This window comes from Marinitoga sp. 1137 (assembly GCF_001941525.1).
In the GTDB taxonomy this organism is placed as follows: Bacteria; Thermotogota; Thermotogae; order Petrotogales; family Petrotogaceae; genus Marinitoga; species Marinitoga piezophila.
The window spans coordinates 401,346-417,482 of sequence record NZ_CP009471.1 but is presented as its reverse complement, the minus strand read 5'-3'; the positions used below and the strand labels follow the sequence as shown (position 1 = coordinate 417,482).

Sequence of the window (16,137 nt, the reverse complement as noted above, 5' to 3'; positions counted from 1 at the left end):
ATTCACCTCTTTTAAAGGTTTATGCGAACTTTTTCATCTTCATCTGTTTTTATTATTTTTCCAATTTCATATATAGAAATATCCATTTCTTCGAGTATTTCTTTTACTTTTTGCAAATTTTCTTGAGGTAATATATAAATCATTCCTATTCCCATATTAAATACTCTAAAAGCCTCTTCTATTTTCACACCTGCGTTTAGAGCTCTTTCGAATACTTCAGGTATTTTCCAGTTAATATGAATATTTGCCAGATATCCTTCAGGAATAACCCTTGAAAGATTTTCTCCAATTCCGCCACCGGTTATGTGTGCAGCAGCATGTATATAATCTTTTATTTTAAGTGTTTCATTTACATATAATTTTGTAGGAGCTATGATTTTTTCATCAAATTTCATTCTATTTTCGTCCAATAATTTTCTAACAAGTGAATATCCATTTGAATGAAACCCGGAAGAAGGAAGCCCTATAACGATATCTCCTTCTTTTACCTTTTCTTTTCCTGGAATTTTATCTTTATCTACTATTCCAACAGCAAATCCAGCAACATCCACTCTGTCTTTTACAAGCATTCCTGGTAATTCTGCAGTTTCGCCGCCCAATAATTCGCAGTTTACTTTTTCAAGCACTTTTATTAATTCGTTTAAAAATGCAGCACCTTTTTCTCCATCGAGTTTTCCTGTAGCATAATAATCTAAAAAGAATAAAGGTTTTGCACCCATACATACAAGATCATTTAATACCATTCCAACAAGATCATTAGCTACTATATCCCATCTGTTTCTTTCTTCAAGGAGTATCATTTTTGTTCCAACACCATCTGTACTTGAAACGAGTACAGGATTTTCATATTCGTTAATTATATTTTTTAATGGAAAAAGTCCAGCATATAGCCCGGCATTTTCTTTTAATTTATCTTTAACTTTTGAAATCATGCTATTTGCTTCATCTATATTTACACCGCTTGATTTATAATCCATAATTTCACCTCTCGCTTTTATTTCATGAAACAATGAAAACAATAGTTATTATATTCATCTTTTAGTATTTTTTTAATTCCTTCAAGAGAGACATATCCAAGAGAGTCGGCATTAAAAGCTTTTTTCATTTCTTCTATGCTTTTATTTGCAGCAATTAATTCATCTTTTTCAGGAATATCCACTCCCCATTTACATATATTTACTACTTTGGGACTGGCTATTCTAACATGAACCTCTTTTGCTCCGGCTTTTTTTAGCATATCCACTATTTTTCTCATTGTTGTCCCTCTTACTATGGAATCATCAACAAGTATTATTCTTTTGCCTTTTATAACTCCTTCTATTGGAGGTAATTTTCTTCTTACACCTATTTCTCTATCGCTTTGATTTGGTGAAATAAAGGTTCTTCCAACATATCTATTTCTCATTAAACCAAGGTCTATGGGAATGCAACTCTCTTTTGAATATCCTAATGCAGCGGAAAGACCACTATCAAGTACCGGGACAACAATATCGGCTTCTACGGGATTTTCCTTTGCACACATTTTTCCAAGCTCTTCACGCATCATATGAACGTTTTTCCCAAAGAGATTGGAATCTGGTCTTGCAAAATATATATGTTCAAAGAAACAATATCTTTTTTCCTGTGAATTTACAGAAAATTTTTTAATTCCATTTAATGAAAACTCATATGCTTCACCAGGCTTTATTTCCTGGATATTTTTTTTATCTGGTCCCAGAAAATAAAATCCGCTATCTTCAGAAGATATGTATATTCCATTTTCGTCTGTATAGTAATATAAAGGCCTATATCCATATTTATCTCTTAATGCTATTATCTTATCTTTAAATAACAATAATAATGAATATGAAGGTGAGATGTTTTCAAATATTGTTTTTGCTATTTCTTCGAATGTCCATTCTGATATTTTTTTATTTAGTTTTTTTATTAGTATATGTAATATTAATTCAGTGTCCGTTTCTGTCAAAAATATTGTTCCCTGTTCTTCAAGTTCTTTTCTTAACTGTTCAGCGTTCTCAATTTGTCCATTATGTGCTATAGCAAAATGTTCATTTTTGAATCTAACGTGGAATGGTTGTGAATTTTGAATTTCAGAACGTCCTTTTGTGGAATATCTTACATGGCCTATAACCATATGGCTATTTAGTTTTTTCATTGTTCCATTATGGAATACATCCATTACCATTCCCATTTTTTTAAATACTTTTAATTCATCTTCTGTGACATATGCTATTCCTGCTGATTCCTGACCGCGATGTTGAAGGGCTATTAACCCTTCAACAACATATGGCACAGCGTTATTATTGTTTTTTAATAATGTTCCAAAAATTCCGCATTCTTCCATTAACATATTTAGTCCTCCATATATTCCTTGATGGAATTGAAATATGCATCGTATAAATTTTTATAATATATCTGTCCAAATCCAAAGTCTATACCGTAATTCATAGGCATTACTTCACCAATAGCTTTATATGGTATTCCTGTTTTCTTCATAAATGTTTCAAAGAGTTCTGTTTTTTCCGGAGAAACGGAAATAATAAATCTTGATTGATTTTCACCAAAGAGTTCTTCAAGTGAATTGCCAATATTACCTTTAAATCCTTTTTTGCCATTTAACGCAGATTCTATTATTGCAATTGCAAGACCGCCTTTTGAAACATCATGAACAGAATTTACAAGATGATTTTTGATTAATTCAAGCACTGTGTTTTGTAAATTTAATTCAAATTCTGAGTTTATTGTATCCAATTCTCCTCCTATAAAATCAAAAAGGATTTTTAAGTAAAGACTTCCACCAAGCTTATTTTTATCTAATTCAGTTTTTCCAATTAAATATACTTTATCTGAGGCCATTTTAAATTGCATATCCATAATATGATTTAAGTCAGCTTCACCAACCATGCCAATTACAGGTGTTGGTAATATGGCTTTTTCACCTGATTCATTATAAAAGCTAACATTTCCTCCGGTAACAGGAACAGATAATTCCTTACATGCCTGTGTAATACCTTCTATACTCTGTTCAAATTGCCACATTACCATGTCATCTTCAGGATTTCCAAAATTCATATTATCTGTTACACCGAGAGGTTTTACACCCGTAGCAACAAGATTTCTTGCTGCTTCATATACAACATTTCTGCTTCCTTCGAATGGATTAATATATGTGTATAATCCGTTGCCATCTATGGTTACACCAATACCTTTATTTGTTTCTTTAATCCAGAGTATAGAAGCATCGGCTTTGCCAGGAATTATTACAGTGTTTGTTCCTACTTTATAATCATATTGTTCGAAAATCCAGGATTTATTGGCAATATTAGGATCTTTTAATATTTTAAATAAGGCGTTTTTTAAAGGTATATCGCTTTTTGGAATTTCTTTCTTTAGTTCTTGGATATATGAAGGTGTTGATGTTTTTCTGTAAAAGGAGGGGGCATCGACAAGAGCATTTATAGGCATATCTGACATTAATTTGCCATTCATGTATATTTTCATATTTTTACCTTCAATTGTTTTGCCTATAACTGCATAATCAAGGAAGTATTTTTTTGCAATTTCGGCTAATTTTTCTTCAACTCCTGGTTCTACAAGAAATAACATTCTTTCCTGAGACTCAGATAATAATATTTCCCATGCTGACATTCCTTCTTCTCTTAAAGGTACTTTATCAAGGTGTAATTCGCAGCCGAATCCGCCTTTAAAAGACATTTCTGATGAAGAGCTCAATATTCCAGCAGCTCCCATATCCTGACATGCAAGAACACCAGGAATATCAAGTATTTCAAGTGTTGCTTCAATGAGATTTTTTTCTGAGAATGGGTCTCCAACCTGTACTGAAGGCCTTTCGTCCTTTCCAGATAATTCTTTTGAAGCAAATGAAGCACCATGTATTCCATCTCTTCCTGTTTTAGAACCAATATACACATATAATTTTTCTGCAGCAGGAGCTTTGGAAGAGGCTATTTTATCCTTTTCCACAAGCCCCACGCACATTACGTTTACAAGTGGATTTGTCTGGTAATTATCGTCGAAATAGGTTTCACCAGCAACTGTTGGAACGCCTATGGAATTTCCATACCCGCTAATTCCTGATACAACACCTTCGAATATATTTTTTGCTTTTGGATCTTTAATGTCTCCAAATCTTAAAGAGTCAAGTAAAGCAATAGGACGTGCTCCCATTGCGAGTACATCCCTGACAATTCCACCAATACCAGTTGCAGCACCCTGATATGGTTCAACTGCACTTGGATGGTTATGGCTTTCAACTTTAAACACAACAGCATAATCGTCTATTAATACATAACCTGCATTCTCATTTTCTATATTTTTTGGAAGTTTTTTTAATAATTCTTTTGAATGTTTGTATCCACAATGTTCAGACCATTGAGCGGAGAACATGTATGTTTCAACTTCATTTGGCTCTCTATTAAGCAATTCTTTTATTCTGTCATATTCAAAATCCTTTAATCCCAATTCAAGATATAATTTATTTTTTTCCATCTTCTATAGACCTCCTGATAGATAACAATATTTCAAGTCCATCACCATTTCCAAGTGTTCTTACAGAATTTCTTTCAGGGTGTGGCATCATTCCAAGCACAGCAAAATTTTCATTATAAACTCCTGCAATATTTCCAACAGAACCATTTGGATTTTCCACATATTCAAAGGCTATTCTGTGTTCTTGTTTTAACTTTATGTATTCTGATTCGCTTATATAATAATTTCCTTCAGCATGAGCAATTGGTATTCTTAAAACTTCTTTTGAAACGAATTTTGTAAATGAACATGTTTTGTTAATTACCTTTACATCTACATCTTTACATATAAACTTTAATGATGTGTTTTTAGTTAAAGCACCTGGTAATATTCCAGATTCAGTTAATATCTGAAATCCATTGCATATTCCAAGAACAAATCCCTGTTTTTTTGAAACGTATTTTTCTATTTCATTCATTACAGGAGAAAACTTTGCTAAAGCTCCTGCTCTTAAATAATCTCCATATGAAAATCCACCTGGAATAAATATTAAATCGTATTTTCCAATTTCTTTAAAATCATGCCATACATATTCTGTATTAAATCCAGCTTTTCTTAATGCAAACTCCGCATCTCTATCACAATTAGATCCTGGAAATACTATTATTCCTGCATTTATCATTTTTCTAACTCCCTTGTTTCAAGTAATTTTAATTCATAATTTTCCAAAACTGGATTGATTAAAGAGTTATATGTTATTTCTTCGGCGATTTTTTTAGCATCTTCTTCATTCTCGGCTTCAAGATCAAAAGTAATTAATTTACCAAATCTTACATTATCGATTTTATAATTCAATCTTTTCAATACTTTTTGAGTAGCTGCACCTTGAGGGTCTAAAATTCCGTTTTTTAATGTAATTAAAGCTTCAAATCTATATATTTTCATATGTCAATCCTCCTTAAAAATTCTGTGTATTTGTCAATTAAATCACCTTTTTCTTCTCTATATACATCTTTATCAAGTGAATCCATTGTATCTTTATCCCAGAATCTACAAGTATCAGGAGAAATTTCATCGGCTAATAATATTTTATCATTGTATTTTCCAAATTCCAGCTTATAGTCAACAAGTATTATATTTTTTTCTGTAAGGAATTTTGAAAGTATTTCGTTTATTTTTAAAGCATATTCTTTAAGTTTTTCAAGAACGTCTTTTTCCACAAGGTTTAAGGATAAAATGACATTTTCACATATCATGGGATCACCTAAAGAGTCGTCTTTTAATGAAAATTCAACTATAGGATTTTCCAGTTTTATTCCTTTTTCTACTCCATACCTTTTGCAAAAACTACCCGCGGTATAATTTCTTACAATAACTTCAAGAGGAATAATTTCAACCTTTTTAGCGATAAAAGAATTTTCATCTAAATCTTTTACGAATTGTGTTGGAATTCCCTCTTTTTCTACCAGTTCAAAGAAAAATGTTGTTATCTTTTTGTTGATTTTTCCCTTCCCGGAAATAGAATCTTTTTTTATGCCATTAAAAGCAGTTACATCATCTTTGAAATATATAATAACTTCTTCATCGTTATATTTGAATATTTTTTTTGCTTTTCCTTCATATAACATTTCAAATTTTTCTATATTCATTTTTTCCCCTCCAGATCCAGAATTCTTTTTGCAAAATATGCAGCGTTTTTCATTCCGTGATTTCCAATTCCCATTGTTCCTACTGGAACACCTTTGGGCATTTGAACTATGGAAAGTAAAGCATCAACACCATTAAGAGGTCCAACAGCATTTGGTACACCTATTACGGGAAGAGTAGTTAATGAAGCAACAACGCCTGGGAGAGCAGCGGCAAGACCGGCAACGGCTATGATAACTTTAAACTCGGAGGAGAGAGTAGAGAGGAATTCTGTTAATTCTTTGAGGTTTCTATGGGCACTGTAAATTTTAAATTCGTACTCTATGCCCCATTCATCAAATAAATCAAGAGCCTGTTTTACAAAAGTTTCATCGGATTTACTACCAGCAATAATTAAAACTTTTGACATAATAGACCTCCTTTTAAAAATCTTAATAAAAACAAAAAACGCCTCTCAGGAAGAGAGGCGTGATTCTATACAATAATCCCACACCCCTCTTCCTGTAGTCAGACAGTTTACGGCTGCCTGGTAGAGACTCCCGAGCCATATTCCCGGGATTATACAGGAAGAGGAAAAACATTTTTTATTAACTTATATAAATTTAAATATCCTTACACCGGCATTCTATCAAAAAAAATATGAAAATGGAATAACCAAATAATTAAAATAACGTGAATTCAACAATAACAAATTTTTACATAAATTCAATATTTGCTTCCTTGAATTTTAAAGAAAAATCTGGTAATATATAACTCGGTTGTGAAAGAGATTGCCCCCATCGTCTAGCGGTCTAGGACATTGGCCTTTCACGCCAAAGACACGGGTTCAAATCCCGTTGGGGGCGCCAGATAAAAACATGAGTGGGTGCTTAGCTCAGCTGGGAGAGCGTCTGCCTTACAAGCAGAAGGTCGTAGGTTCGATCCCTGCAGCACCCACCATTTTTAAATAGTGGCCAGGTAGCTCAGTTGGTAGAGCACTGGACTGAAAATCCAGGTGTCGACAGTTCGATTCTGTCCCTGGCCACCAAAAAATCCCCGAACTTAGTTCGGGGATTTTTTTATTTTAAAGTTATTAAACTCATTATTTAGTAGTGTTTGAAATAATTTTTGATACTAATATATTATTTTTTAACATTAAAGTTACTTTGTTTTAATTGATTTTTTCTGAAAAATTCTGTATGATTTTCAGGAAAAAATTTTTTCCTGGAGGTGGATGTATGGAAAACGTGAAACACGATTTTCTTGGAAGAACACTTGCGGTTATTAACGATCTTTCTATTCAGGAACAACTTTTCCTTTATGAAAAAACAAAACAATTAAAGAAAAAATGGCTTGAGAAACAGGATTTATCCGAATTTATGATTAATAAGAATGTTGGTATTTATATTGTTTTTATAGAACCAAGTACCCGCACTAAAGAATCCTTCATTAATGCTGCAAAATTCCACAAAAAAGCTAAAGTTACTATCTTTGATTCCAATCATTCCTCGTTTAATAAGAAAGAAAGCTATTTAGATACATTTAATATGCTAACCGGTTACAGTGATTATTCCATTTTTGTGATACGTTCTAAACTTGAAGGAACATGTAGATATTTAGAACAATCTGTTTCAAAATTTGCACTTAGAAATGGCCTTCCTATTCCTTCTTTTATTAATGCCGGTGATGGAAAACACGAACACCCCACTCAAGAACTCCTCGACGAATTTACCTTCCTTGAACAAAATAACTTCGATAACTCCTTTATTCATATTGCGCTTGTTGGCGATCTTCTCCATGGTAGAACAGTACACTCCAAGGTCAATGGATTAAAAATCTTCAAAAATGTTAAGGTTGACCTTATTGCTCCGCAGGAAATTTCTATGCCTTCACATTATATTTCCCAGATGAAAGAAAATGGTTTTGAAGTAAGAATATTTGAGTCTATAGATTCGTATTTAAAACATGGTGACGTTGCAAATATATGGTATTTTACACGTTTGCAATTAGAAAGAATGGGTGAAGATATTTTAGAAAAAGAGCATATTTTAAGAAAAGCAGTTACTTTCCAGAAATCCTACCTTGAAAAAATTCCTGATAATATTAAGTTTTATCATCCTCTTCCAAGACATAAACTTTATCCTACTATTCCAACATTTTTAGATGATTTGCCATTAAATGGTTGGGAAAGACAGGCAATTAACGGATACTGGACACGAATAATTTTATTGTCAATGTTTGGTGGAGCATTGAAAGCAGATTTTGATACTTCGAAAAGCGTAAAAGAAATAAAGGAGGATTTTGTTGTGAAAGCTCCTATTGTTGATGGAACGCATGGAGTGCAAAAGGAAGGGAAAAGAGGAATTAAACCTATAGAAAATGGAACTGTAATAGATCATATTGCTAAGGGTAAAACGGAAGAAGAAATTTATCATATGATTATGAAGATTAGAAAAATATTGAAGTTATATGATGTAGATAGTGCAGATGGAATTTTTAAGTCAAAGGATGGTGTGTTTAAGGGATATATTAGTTTGCCGGATAGATATTTAACTAAAAAGGAAATTAAAAAGTTATCAGCTATCTCACCAAATGTGACAGTTAATATTATAAAAAATGCTCGAGTAACTGAAAAATATAGAATTACACTTCCGCCAAGAGTATATGGTTTTGAAGAATTGAGATGTAAAAATGAAAATTGTATTTCACATCCAAATAATGGTGAAGGAATAAAAGGATCGTTTATAAAAAATAAAGAAGGTAAATTGGTATGTGAATTCTGTGAAACACCTCATACATTTGAAGAAATCTGGAATGTTTAGGTGGTTGATGTGAGAGTTTTAATTAAAAATGGGGATATTATTTCACATTCAACATCAGGGAAAAAGGATATTTTAATTGAAGATAATATTATTGTTGATATAGCGAAAAATATTAAAGATGATGTTGATAAAATAATTGATGCAGAAGGATTAACTATTATTCCGGGGATTATAGATATGCATGTTCATTTAAGAGAACCTGGATTTGAATATAAAGAGACAATAGAAAGCGGCCTTAAGGCCGCTGTTCATGGAGGAGTAACTACTGTTGGAGTAATGCCAAATACTTCTCCGGCAATGGATTCATTAACAACGCTTCAATTTGTTGTAGAAAAAAGCAAAAGAGTAAATCTTGCAAAGGTTATGCCTATAAGCGCAATTACTAAGGAAAGAAAAGGAAAAGATCTTGTTAATATTGAAGAACATATAAAAAATGGATTTAAATTCTTTTCAGATGATGGCTCCCCGGTTTATGATTCAGAAATAATGTTTAAAGCATTAAAAGAAACAAAAAAATATGATGGAATAGTTATTGACCATTGTGAAGATAGTAGATTTGGAAATACACCCTTATTTGAATCGTTAAATATAGCAAGAAATATAGAGATAGCAAAGTATTTAGATGCACATATACATATAGCCCATATTTCAACTAAGAATTCAATAGATTTATTAAAATACGCAAAAAGCAATAAAATAAAGGCAACATGCGAAATTACATTTCATCATTTATTACTCGAAAATCACGGGAAAAGTAATCCAATATACAAAATAAATCCGCCATTGCCGGATAAAAATACACAAAAATACTTAATAGATAATTTTGAATATATAGATATTATAATTAGCGATCATGCACCACATTCTATGGAAGAAAAATCAAGGGATTATAATCAGGCGCCACCAGGAATATCCGGGCTTGATATATTTTTTCCGGCAATTTATACAGTATCCAGAAAATACAATATTCCATTGTCAGATATTGTAGAAAAGGTTACATATAATCCTGCGAAGATTTTTAATTTAGAGAAGGTAGGAGATATAAAAACTGGATATTTTGCAGATATAACTATTGTAGATTTGAATTCAAAATGGGATGGAAAAATATATTCAAAAGGAAAAAATATGCCGTATAAGGAATTGGAAGGTAAAGTAGTAATGACTATTGTAAATGGTGAAATAAAATACGATGAAAGGATGAATGAAAATGAAATGTAAGGTTATAGGAAAAGAGAATACAGAGAATTATTTGTTTCTTTCAGTAGAAACATCTGAAATAATAAATGTTTTACCAGGTCAGTTTTTTATGGTAAAAACAGAGGATTATGATTTTCCAAAACCATTTTCAGTTATTTTTCAAAAAGGAAAGGTAATAGAATTTTTAATTGCTGTAGTTGGAGATTTAACAGGAAGATTAAAAAAATTGAAGATAGGAGATTTTATTGATATTAGAGGGCCTTATGGAAAGTCATTTATAGAAACTATAGATAAAAATAAAAAATATATTCTCATAGGCGGAGATTGTGGTTCAGCACCTCTTATGCATTTTAAAAATGAATATCCTGAGCTTGTGGAAAATGAATATTATGGTTTTAGAACAAATGAGATAAAAAGTATTTTGGATACGGATAAATTACATATTGACGAGGAAGAAGGAATTTCAGTTATTGAAAGAATAAAAAGAGAAAATCCATCAAAGAATACAGGATTTCTTGTGTGTGGAAGTTTAAATATGATAAAAGCAGTAAAAAATGAATTTAAAGGATATAAGGTTTATGCATCATTAGAAGCAAGAATGGGATGTGGCGTCGGAATGTGTAAAGGATGTCCTATAAAGACTAAAGATGGAATTAAGATGATTTGTAAAGATGGTCCCGTTTTTGATTTAAGTGAGGTGGATTTAGAATGGTAAATATATGTGGGATAGAATTTAAAAATCCTATAATAATAGCTTCCGGTCCCGGGGGAAATGGTCAGGAATTGGCAAAATATATAGATTTAAATAAATTAGGAGGTTTTACAGCAAAAACGGTTACACCAGATGAAAAAGAAGGAAATCCACCACCACGTATTGTAAATGTAAAGGCTGGTATATTAAATTCTATAGGTTTGCAAAATCCTGGAATAGATAAATTTATAGAAGATGATTTGAATTTTCTTGATTCACTGGATACAAATGTGATTTTAAGTATAGGTGGTGACAAAAAAGAAGATTATTTGAATCTAATAGAAAGATTAAACGATAGTAAAGCAGTTATATTTGAATTAAACCTTTCATGTCCAAATGTAGGTAAAAATGGAATTCCACTTGGAATTGATAAAGAAGGTATTTATTCGCTTGTAAAAGAAGCAAAGAAGATATCCAAAAAACCTATATTTATAAAACTTGGTGTGGAAACATTTCTTGAAGATCTTGTTGAAAGTGCTGTAAAAGGTGGAGTTGATGGAGTAACGCTTATTAATTCACCCAAAGGTCTTAAAATAGATATAAATACCGGAAAACCAATATTAAAAAGAGCAGTTGGTGGCTTTAGCGGACCGGCTATAAAACCTATAGCACTTGCAACTGTGTATAGAATAAGAAAAGTCTTTAGAGATTTGCCAATTATAGGAATGGGTGGTGTATTTACTTTTGAAGATGCAATAGAGTTTATAATGGCCGGGGCAAATCTTGTTGGAATTGGAGCAGGAGTTATGTCTGATCCAGAACGACCAATAAATATTATAAAAGAATTAGAAGAATATTTTAAAGTACATGACTATCAAAAAATATTTAACTGCGCATTGGAGGGATAATAGATGCTTGAAAAATATTTGAAAAGAAGAGAAAGTAAAAAATCCGTTTTGTTTGCGGGATTGGATAGTGATTTTGAAAAAATAGATGGAGATGTTCTGGATTTTAATAAAAAGATTATTGATGAAACTTCTGATATTGTATGTGGTTATAAATTAAATATAGCTTTTTATGAGAAGATGGGACATAAAGGTATTGAAATACTGGAAAAAACAATTGAATATATAAAACAGGATGAGAGTATTCCAATAATTCTCGATGCTAAAAGAAGTGATATAGGAAATACAGCAGCAGCTTATGCATATTATTACTTTAATGTATTAAAAGTTGATTCATTGACGGTAAATCCTTTAATGGGATTTGATACAATGCTTCCATATCTCGAATATCAAAATGCACATCTATTTGCATTGGCATTAACAACAAACAAAGGGGCTTATGATTTTGAAATTCCGGAAAAATTATATTTGAAAATAACAAAGATGATGAATGAAAAGAATAAGGAATATAAAAATAAAATTGGAATTGTAGTGGGAGCTACAAATAGTGAATTTATTGATGAAATAGTTGAAAATTCAGAAGACATGCTTTTTTTAATACCGGGAATCGGAGCACAGCAGGGAAATGTAGAGAAATTATTCAGAAATCTTAAAGGATATAAGAATATTGTAATAAATGTTTCAAGGGGTATTATATTCAATGAAAATCCACGTGAAAAGGCTAAGGAATACAATGAATTAATTTCAAAATACTATAATTTCTAAGGGGGTTAAAAAATGGAAATAATGGAGATATTGAAAAAGACAAATGCAATATTAAATGGACATTTTTTATTATCCTCAGGGTTGCATTCAGATACATATATTCAATGTGCTCAGGCTTTAAAATATCCAGAATATGCAGAGATGCTTGGAAAAGCTTTGTCAGAAAAATTTAATGAGAAACCTGATTATGTTGTTTCTCCTGCGCTTGGAGGATTGATTATTGGATATGAAGTTGCAAGAGGACTTAAAACACCGTTTTTATTTACCGAAAGAAATAAGGAAGGAGTTATGGAGCTTAGAAGAAACTTTTTTATTGAAGAGAATGCAAAGGTTATTATTATAGAGGATGTAATTACAACAGGGAAATCCACATTGGAGGTTGTAAAGGCTCTTGAAAAGTATAAGCCGCAGATTATTGGCATTGGTTGTATTGTAAATAGAAGCAAGAAAAAAGATCTTAATAATATTAAAATTCAATCATTGGTAGAAATTGATGCAAAAACATATGAACCAGACAATTGCCCCTTATGTAAAGAGAATATTCCAGCAGTAAAACCTGGAAGTAGAAAATAAAAAACAGAGGCGATATGCCTCTGTTTTTTATAACATTTCAATTTTTATTTGTGGAAGTAGCTTTAAGACATCTTCTTTTTTGCATAATTCTGTTCCTGGAGTTAATACAGCAGCGTTTCCTGCAGCATTTGCCCATCTAAATCCTTCTTCAATTCCTTCGTTTTTTTTCAATATATATCCAGCTAAGAATGAATCACCGGCTCCAACTGCACTTTTTACTTCTAAATCAACAGGATAAGCATACATAGCCATATCCCAATTAGCATAAACACTTCCATATTTTCCCATTGATACAAGTATTTCATCTAAATGATATTTTTCAAGAACATATCGTGCTTCTCTGGCAATTTCATATTTATCATCTTCAGGGACATCTTTTCCCAATAAACGGGATAATTCATGAGTATTCGGCTTAATACAATCTGGTTCAGCATCAAGACCAGCAATTAAATTTTTTCCATCAGCATCAAAGAAAACTTCTGCTCCCCATTGTTTTAATGAAAAGATAAGACCAGTATAATAATCAGGATCAACACCTTTTGGTAAACTTCCAGATATAGCAACAGTATCTCCTTCTCTTACCAGCGATTGTAATATGTCAAAAACTTTTTGAAGTTTTTCTCTTTTAACATGTTCTCCAGGCATACTCATTCTGTATTGAGTTTCTTCTTCAAGGATTATATTCATACGTGTTTCATGGGATATTCTAACTGAAGAATATATTACACCTTCCTGGTCAAGCATTTCTTCTATTTTTCGACCGTTATCCCCACCTAATAATGCAACAGCTACTGAAACACCGCCTAATTCTTTTATTACTCTTGAAACGTCTATCCCCTTTCCTGCTGGATAATCTTTTATTTTTTTTGCTCTTATTGTATCATCGGGTATAAGCTTGTCAATATAAATATACCTGTCTAAACTTGGATTCATTGTTAATGTAAAAATCATTGTTCTCCCCCCCAATATATTAAGGAACTTTATATCCTAATGAAGCTTCATAAATCATAAACCATTGTTCGCGGGTTAAGGTTATTTCCAGAGCTTCTACAGCATTTTTGATTCTTTCAATTTTTCCACTTCCAACAATTGGTAAAATACCAACAGGATGGTTTAATAACCATGCATATACTATTTTTTCAATTTCTGAAATTCCAAAATCTTTTGCCACTTCTTTTAAAGCTTTTTTGATTCTTTCTCCCCTATCATCATCAGGGTCAAATAATTTACCGCCAGATAATGGAGACCATGCCATTGGATTAATTCTTTTTTCAAGTAAAAAATATATATTTTCATTGAAAAAGTGTTCTAGATTATAAGGTGAAATTTCTATTTGATTTGTTATTAAAGGAAAACTTAAACGCGATTGCAAAGTTTTAAACTGTTGTATTGTAAAATTAGAAACACCGAAATATAATACTTTTCCTGATTTTTTTAGTTCATAAAAGGCTTCAGCGATTTCATCTGGATTCATAAACGGATCGGGTCTATGAATTAAAAGTAAATCAAGATAATCGGTATGAAGATTTTTTAAAGATTTTTCTACAGATTCTATTATATGTTCTTTACTCGTGTTATAGTGTTTTACACGCCTATCTGGAAATTTATCTGATTTTCTTATTATTCCACATTTTGAAATAAGTTGCATTTTTTTTCGAATTTCGGGATTTCTTTCTAATAACCTTCCAAATATTTCTTCGCATTCTCCATTTCCATATATATCAGCATGGTCAAATGTGGTAATACCAAGATCCATGACTTTTTCTATAAAATATTCAAATTCATCTATTGTGTATCCCCAGGTGTTTAATCTCATCATTCCATGTATTATTCTTGAAAGATGTAATCCGCTGTTAGATAAGTTTACAACCATAATCCCCCTCCATATTGATTTTATAATAATATAGGTTATTATTATTATACCATATTAGAGAGTTACTTTACCTCATCTCTATTAACTTTGTACCATATTCTTTCTTTTTTAAATAATGAAATAAATGAATTGAATACAATAATATATTCAAAAATAATCATAAAAGGTATTGTGATTAATGAATTAAAAATAATTCCAGGAAGTTTAATTTTTTTGTTTAAGAAAACAGAGGCTAATAGAGTTCCCCAGATTATTGTAAAGTAGTATAATAAAATATTTTTTGTGAGTAATGGATATTTAAAGGATATAGCAACAGCAAAAATTGGAATAAAAAGCATTATAATAACGAAAGCATTTAATATAAATACATCAAACCTTTTATTAACAGATGCTTTAAAAAATTCTTCTAATCCTCCAATATACCATCTTTTATGTTGAAAAAATAAATCTTTTAAAGAAGTTGCGTATTGAATTTCTGTTTTTGGTTCAATGATAAAAAACTGCGTAATACCTATTTCATTTAATTTTATTGCCATGTGTACGTCATCAACAAGGGTATTTACATCTATTGGCATAATTTTTTTAAGAATATCTTTTTTAATAAATACACCGTTTCCCATAAAAACAGCTTTTGAAAATATATTTGAATATAAAATATTTCTACTAAATTCAAAATAGATTTCCTGATAATCAAAGATTAATTTTTTATGGTAATTATAAGCTTCAAAGTCTACATATATCATTTCTGTATTTTTATTGGCAAAGTATCTTATATGTTTTTCAAGATAATCATCTGGAAGAATAGCATCAGCATCTAAGAATAATATAACATCCCCTGAAGCATATTCAAAGGCCTCATTTAATGATTGTGGTTTTCCCTGTTTTCCCTTTTTTTTAAAAACTTTGAGATTTGAAAATTTGTTTTCTAAATCTTTTAATATTTTATAAGTATTGTCTTTTGAATTGTCATCAATTACAATTATTTCGTAATTTTTATATGAATTCTTTTCAATACTTAGAATACTTTTTTCTATAACCTTTTCTTCGTTATAAGTTGGTATGATTATAGTGATTTTAGGATGTTGTATATCCTTTAAATCTTTCATTTTAAACATTGTTCTATATAAATTTATATATTTACCCAGCAACTGGAACATCATGGATAAAATAAGTGAATATAATATTATTTGCAACATT

16 protein-coding genes, 3 tRNA genes and 1 riboswitch are annotated in these 16,137 nt (G+C 31.0%); of the genes, 9 read left to right on the top strand and 10 right to left on the bottom strand.

Going from position 1 to position 16,137, the window contains the following annotated elements; translation table 11 throughout:
- Positions 1–11: 11 nt before the first annotated feature.
- The 7 genes from purM to purE are packed head-to-tail and all read right to left on the bottom strand — an operon-like array spanning position 12 to position 6,544.
- On the bottom strand, positions 12–977 hold the full coding sequence (purM, locus tag LN42_RS02185) for a phosphoribosylformylglycinamidine cyclo-ligase (protein ID WP_014295900.1): 966 nt from the start codon (positions 975–977) through the stop codon (positions 12–14).
- A 17-nt stretch (positions 978–994) separates the two neighbouring features.
- Entirely contained in the window at positions 995–2,350 is a 1,356-nt protein-coding gene (gene purF, locus LN42_RS02180; RefSeq protein WP_014295899.1) for an amidophosphoribosyltransferase, read from the bottom strand.
- 2 nt (positions 2,351–2,352) lie between these two features.
- Entirely contained in the window at positions 2,353–4,509 is a 2,157-nt protein-coding gene (gene purL, locus LN42_RS02175; RefSeq protein WP_075780253.1) for a phosphoribosylformylglycinamidine synthase subunit PurL, read from the bottom strand.
- Entirely contained in the window at positions 4,496–5,167 is a 672-nt protein-coding gene (gene purQ / locus LN42_RS02170) for a phosphoribosylformylglycinamidine synthase subunit PurQ (protein WP_148265185.1), read from the bottom strand. The genes purL and purQ overlap by 14 nt, the downstream gene beginning before the upstream one ends.
- Entirely contained in the window at positions 5,167–5,433 is a 267-nt protein-coding gene (purS, locus tag LN42_RS02165; RefSeq protein WP_014295896.1) for a phosphoribosylformylglycinamidine synthase subunit PurS, read from the bottom strand. The genes purQ and purS overlap by 1 nt, the downstream gene beginning before the upstream one ends.
- Positions 5,430–6,131 (bottom strand): phosphoribosylaminoimidazolesuccinocarboxamide synthase, encoded by a 702-nt coding sequence (gene purC / locus LN42_RS02160; RefSeq protein WP_041638732.1) that lies wholly within the window; start codon positions 6,129–6,131, stop codon positions 5,430–5,432. The genes purS and purC overlap by 4 nt, the downstream gene beginning before the upstream one ends.
- Positions 6,132–6,133: 2 nt before the next feature.
- Positions 6,134–6,544, bottom strand: coding sequence for a 5-(carboxyamino)imidazole ribonucleotide mutase (gene purE / locus LN42_RS02155; protein WP_075780252.1), 411 nt, complete (start codon positions 6,542–6,544; stop codon positions 6,134–6,136).
- A gap of 75 nt (positions 6,545–6,619) precedes the next feature.
- Positions 6,620–6,721, bottom strand: a riboswitch (purine riboswitch).
- A 186-nt stretch (positions 6,722–6,907) separates the two neighbouring features.
- Here purE and LN42_RS02150 point away from each other — a divergent pair.
- The 9 genes from LN42_RS02150 to pyrE all read left to right on the top strand — a co-directional run bounded on the left by LN42_RS02150 (position 6,908) and on the right by pyrE (position 13,067).
- A tRNA-Glu gene (locus LN42_RS02150) sits at positions 6,908–6,983 on the top strand.
- Between the two features lie 15 nt (positions 6,984–6,998).
- Positions 6,999–7,074, top strand: a tRNA-Val gene (locus tag LN42_RS02145).
- Between the two features lie 12 nt (positions 7,075–7,086).
- Positions 7,087–7,162, top strand: a tRNA-Phe gene (locus tag LN42_RS02140).
- 199 nt (positions 7,163–7,361) lie between these two features.
- The gene (locus tag LN42_RS02135; protein WP_075780789.1) at positions 7,362–8,936 is read left to right on the top strand and encodes a bifunctional aspartate carbamoyltransferase catalytic subunit/aspartate carbamoyltransferase regulatory subunit; all 1,575 of its coding nucleotides are present in this window, start codon (positions 7,362–7,364) and stop codon (positions 8,934–8,936) included.
- 9 nt (positions 8,937–8,945) lie between these two features.
- Positions 8,946–10,154: a dihydroorotase family protein gene (locus LN42_RS02130; RefSeq protein WP_014295892.1), complete on the top strand. Its 1,209-nt coding sequence runs from the start codon at positions 8,946–8,948 to the stop codon at positions 10,152–10,154.
- The gene (locus LN42_RS02125) at positions 10,144–10,848 is read left to right on the top strand and encodes an FAD-binding oxidoreductase (protein WP_014295891.1); all 705 of its coding nucleotides are present in this window, start codon (positions 10,144–10,146) and stop codon (positions 10,846–10,848) included. The genes LN42_RS02130 and LN42_RS02125 overlap by 11 nt, the downstream gene beginning before the upstream one ends.
- On the top strand, positions 10,842–11,732 hold the full coding sequence (locus LN42_RS02120; RefSeq protein ID WP_014295890.1) for a dihydroorotate dehydrogenase: 891 nt from the start codon (positions 10,842–10,844) through the stop codon (positions 11,730–11,732). Before LN42_RS02125 ends, LN42_RS02120 begins: the two co-directional genes overlap by 7 nt.
- Before the next feature lie 3 nt (positions 11,733–11,735).
- Positions 11,736–12,494 (top strand): orotidine-5'-phosphate decarboxylase, encoded by a 759-nt coding sequence (pyrF, locus tag LN42_RS02115; protein WP_014295889.1) that lies wholly within the window; start codon positions 11,736–11,738, stop codon positions 12,492–12,494.
- 12 nt (positions 12,495–12,506) lie between these two features.
- Positions 12,507–13,067, top strand: a complete 561-nt coding sequence (gene pyrE / locus LN42_RS02110) for an orotate phosphoribosyltransferase (RefSeq protein WP_014295888.1) — start codon at positions 12,507–12,509, stop codon at positions 13,065–13,067.
- 27 nt (positions 13,068–13,094) lie between these two features.
- On the opposite strand, the gene LN42_RS02105 is transcribed toward pyrE, so the two are convergent.
- From LN42_RS02105 to LN42_RS02095, 3 genes are all read right to left on the bottom strand, one after another.
- Positions 13,095–14,018, bottom strand: coding sequence for a 1-phosphofructokinase family hexose kinase (locus LN42_RS02105; RefSeq protein ID WP_075780251.1), 924 nt, complete (start codon positions 14,016–14,018; stop codon positions 13,095–13,097).
- A gap of 19 nt (positions 14,019–14,037) precedes the next feature.
- Entirely contained in the window at positions 14,038–14,940 is a 903-nt protein-coding gene (locus LN42_RS02100; RefSeq protein ID WP_014295886.1) for an aldo/keto reductase family oxidoreductase, read from the bottom strand.
- A gap of 62 nt (positions 14,941–15,002) precedes the next feature.
- On the bottom strand, positions 15,003–16,136 hold the full coding sequence (locus tag LN42_RS02095; protein ID WP_014295885.1) for a glycosyltransferase family 2 protein: 1,134 nt from the start codon (positions 16,134–16,136) through the stop codon (positions 15,003–15,005).
- Between the last annotated feature and the right edge of the window lies 1 nt (position 16,137).

What these genes read in the sequence shown, in the direction of transcription:
- purM (WP_014295900.1), bottom strand. Translation starts at nt 977, where the DNA reads ATGGATTATAAATCAAGCGGTGTAAATATAGATGAAGCAAATAGCATG.
- purF (WP_014295899.1), bottom strand. Translation starts at nt 2,350, where the DNA reads ATGTTAATGGAAGAATGCGGAATTTTTGGAACATTATTAAAAAACAAT.
- purL (WP_075780253.1), bottom strand. Translation starts at nt 4,509, where the DNA reads ATGGAAAAAAATAAATTATATCTTGAATTGGGATTAAAGGATTTTGAA.
- purS (WP_014295896.1), bottom strand. Translation starts at nt 5,433, where the DNA reads ATGAAAATATATAGATTTGAAGCTTTAATTACATTAAAAAACGGAATT.
- purE (WP_075780252.1), bottom strand. Translation starts at nt 6,544, where the DNA reads ATGTCAAAAGTTTTAATTATTGCTGGTAGTAAATCCGATGAAACTTTT.
- LN42_RS02125 (WP_014295891.1), top strand. Translation starts at nt 10,144, where the DNA reads ATGAAATGTAAGGTTATAGGAAAAGAGAATACAGAGAATTATTTGTTT.
- LN42_RS02120 (WP_014295890.1), top strand. Translation starts at nt 10,842, where the DNA reads ATGGTAAATATATGTGGGATAGAATTTAAAAATCCTATAATAATAGCT.
- pyrF (WP_014295889.1), top strand. Translation starts at nt 11,736, where the DNA reads ATGCTTGAAAAATATTTGAAAAGAAGAGAAAGTAAAAAATCCGTTTTG.
- pyrE (WP_014295888.1), top strand. Translation starts at nt 12,507, where the DNA reads ATGGAAATAATGGAGATATTGAAAAAGACAAATGCAATATTAAATGGA.
- LN42_RS02105 (WP_075780251.1), bottom strand. Translation starts at nt 14,018, where the DNA reads ATGATTTTTACATTAACAATGAATCCAAGTTTAGACAGGTATATTTAT.
- LN42_RS02100 (WP_014295886.1), bottom strand. Translation starts at nt 14,940, where the DNA reads ATGGTTGTAAACTTATCTAACAGCGGATTACATCTTTCAAGAATAATA.
- LN42_RS02095 (WP_014295885.1), bottom strand. Translation starts at nt 16,136, where the DNA reads ATGTTGCAAATAATATTATATTCACTTATTTTATCCATGATGTTCCAG.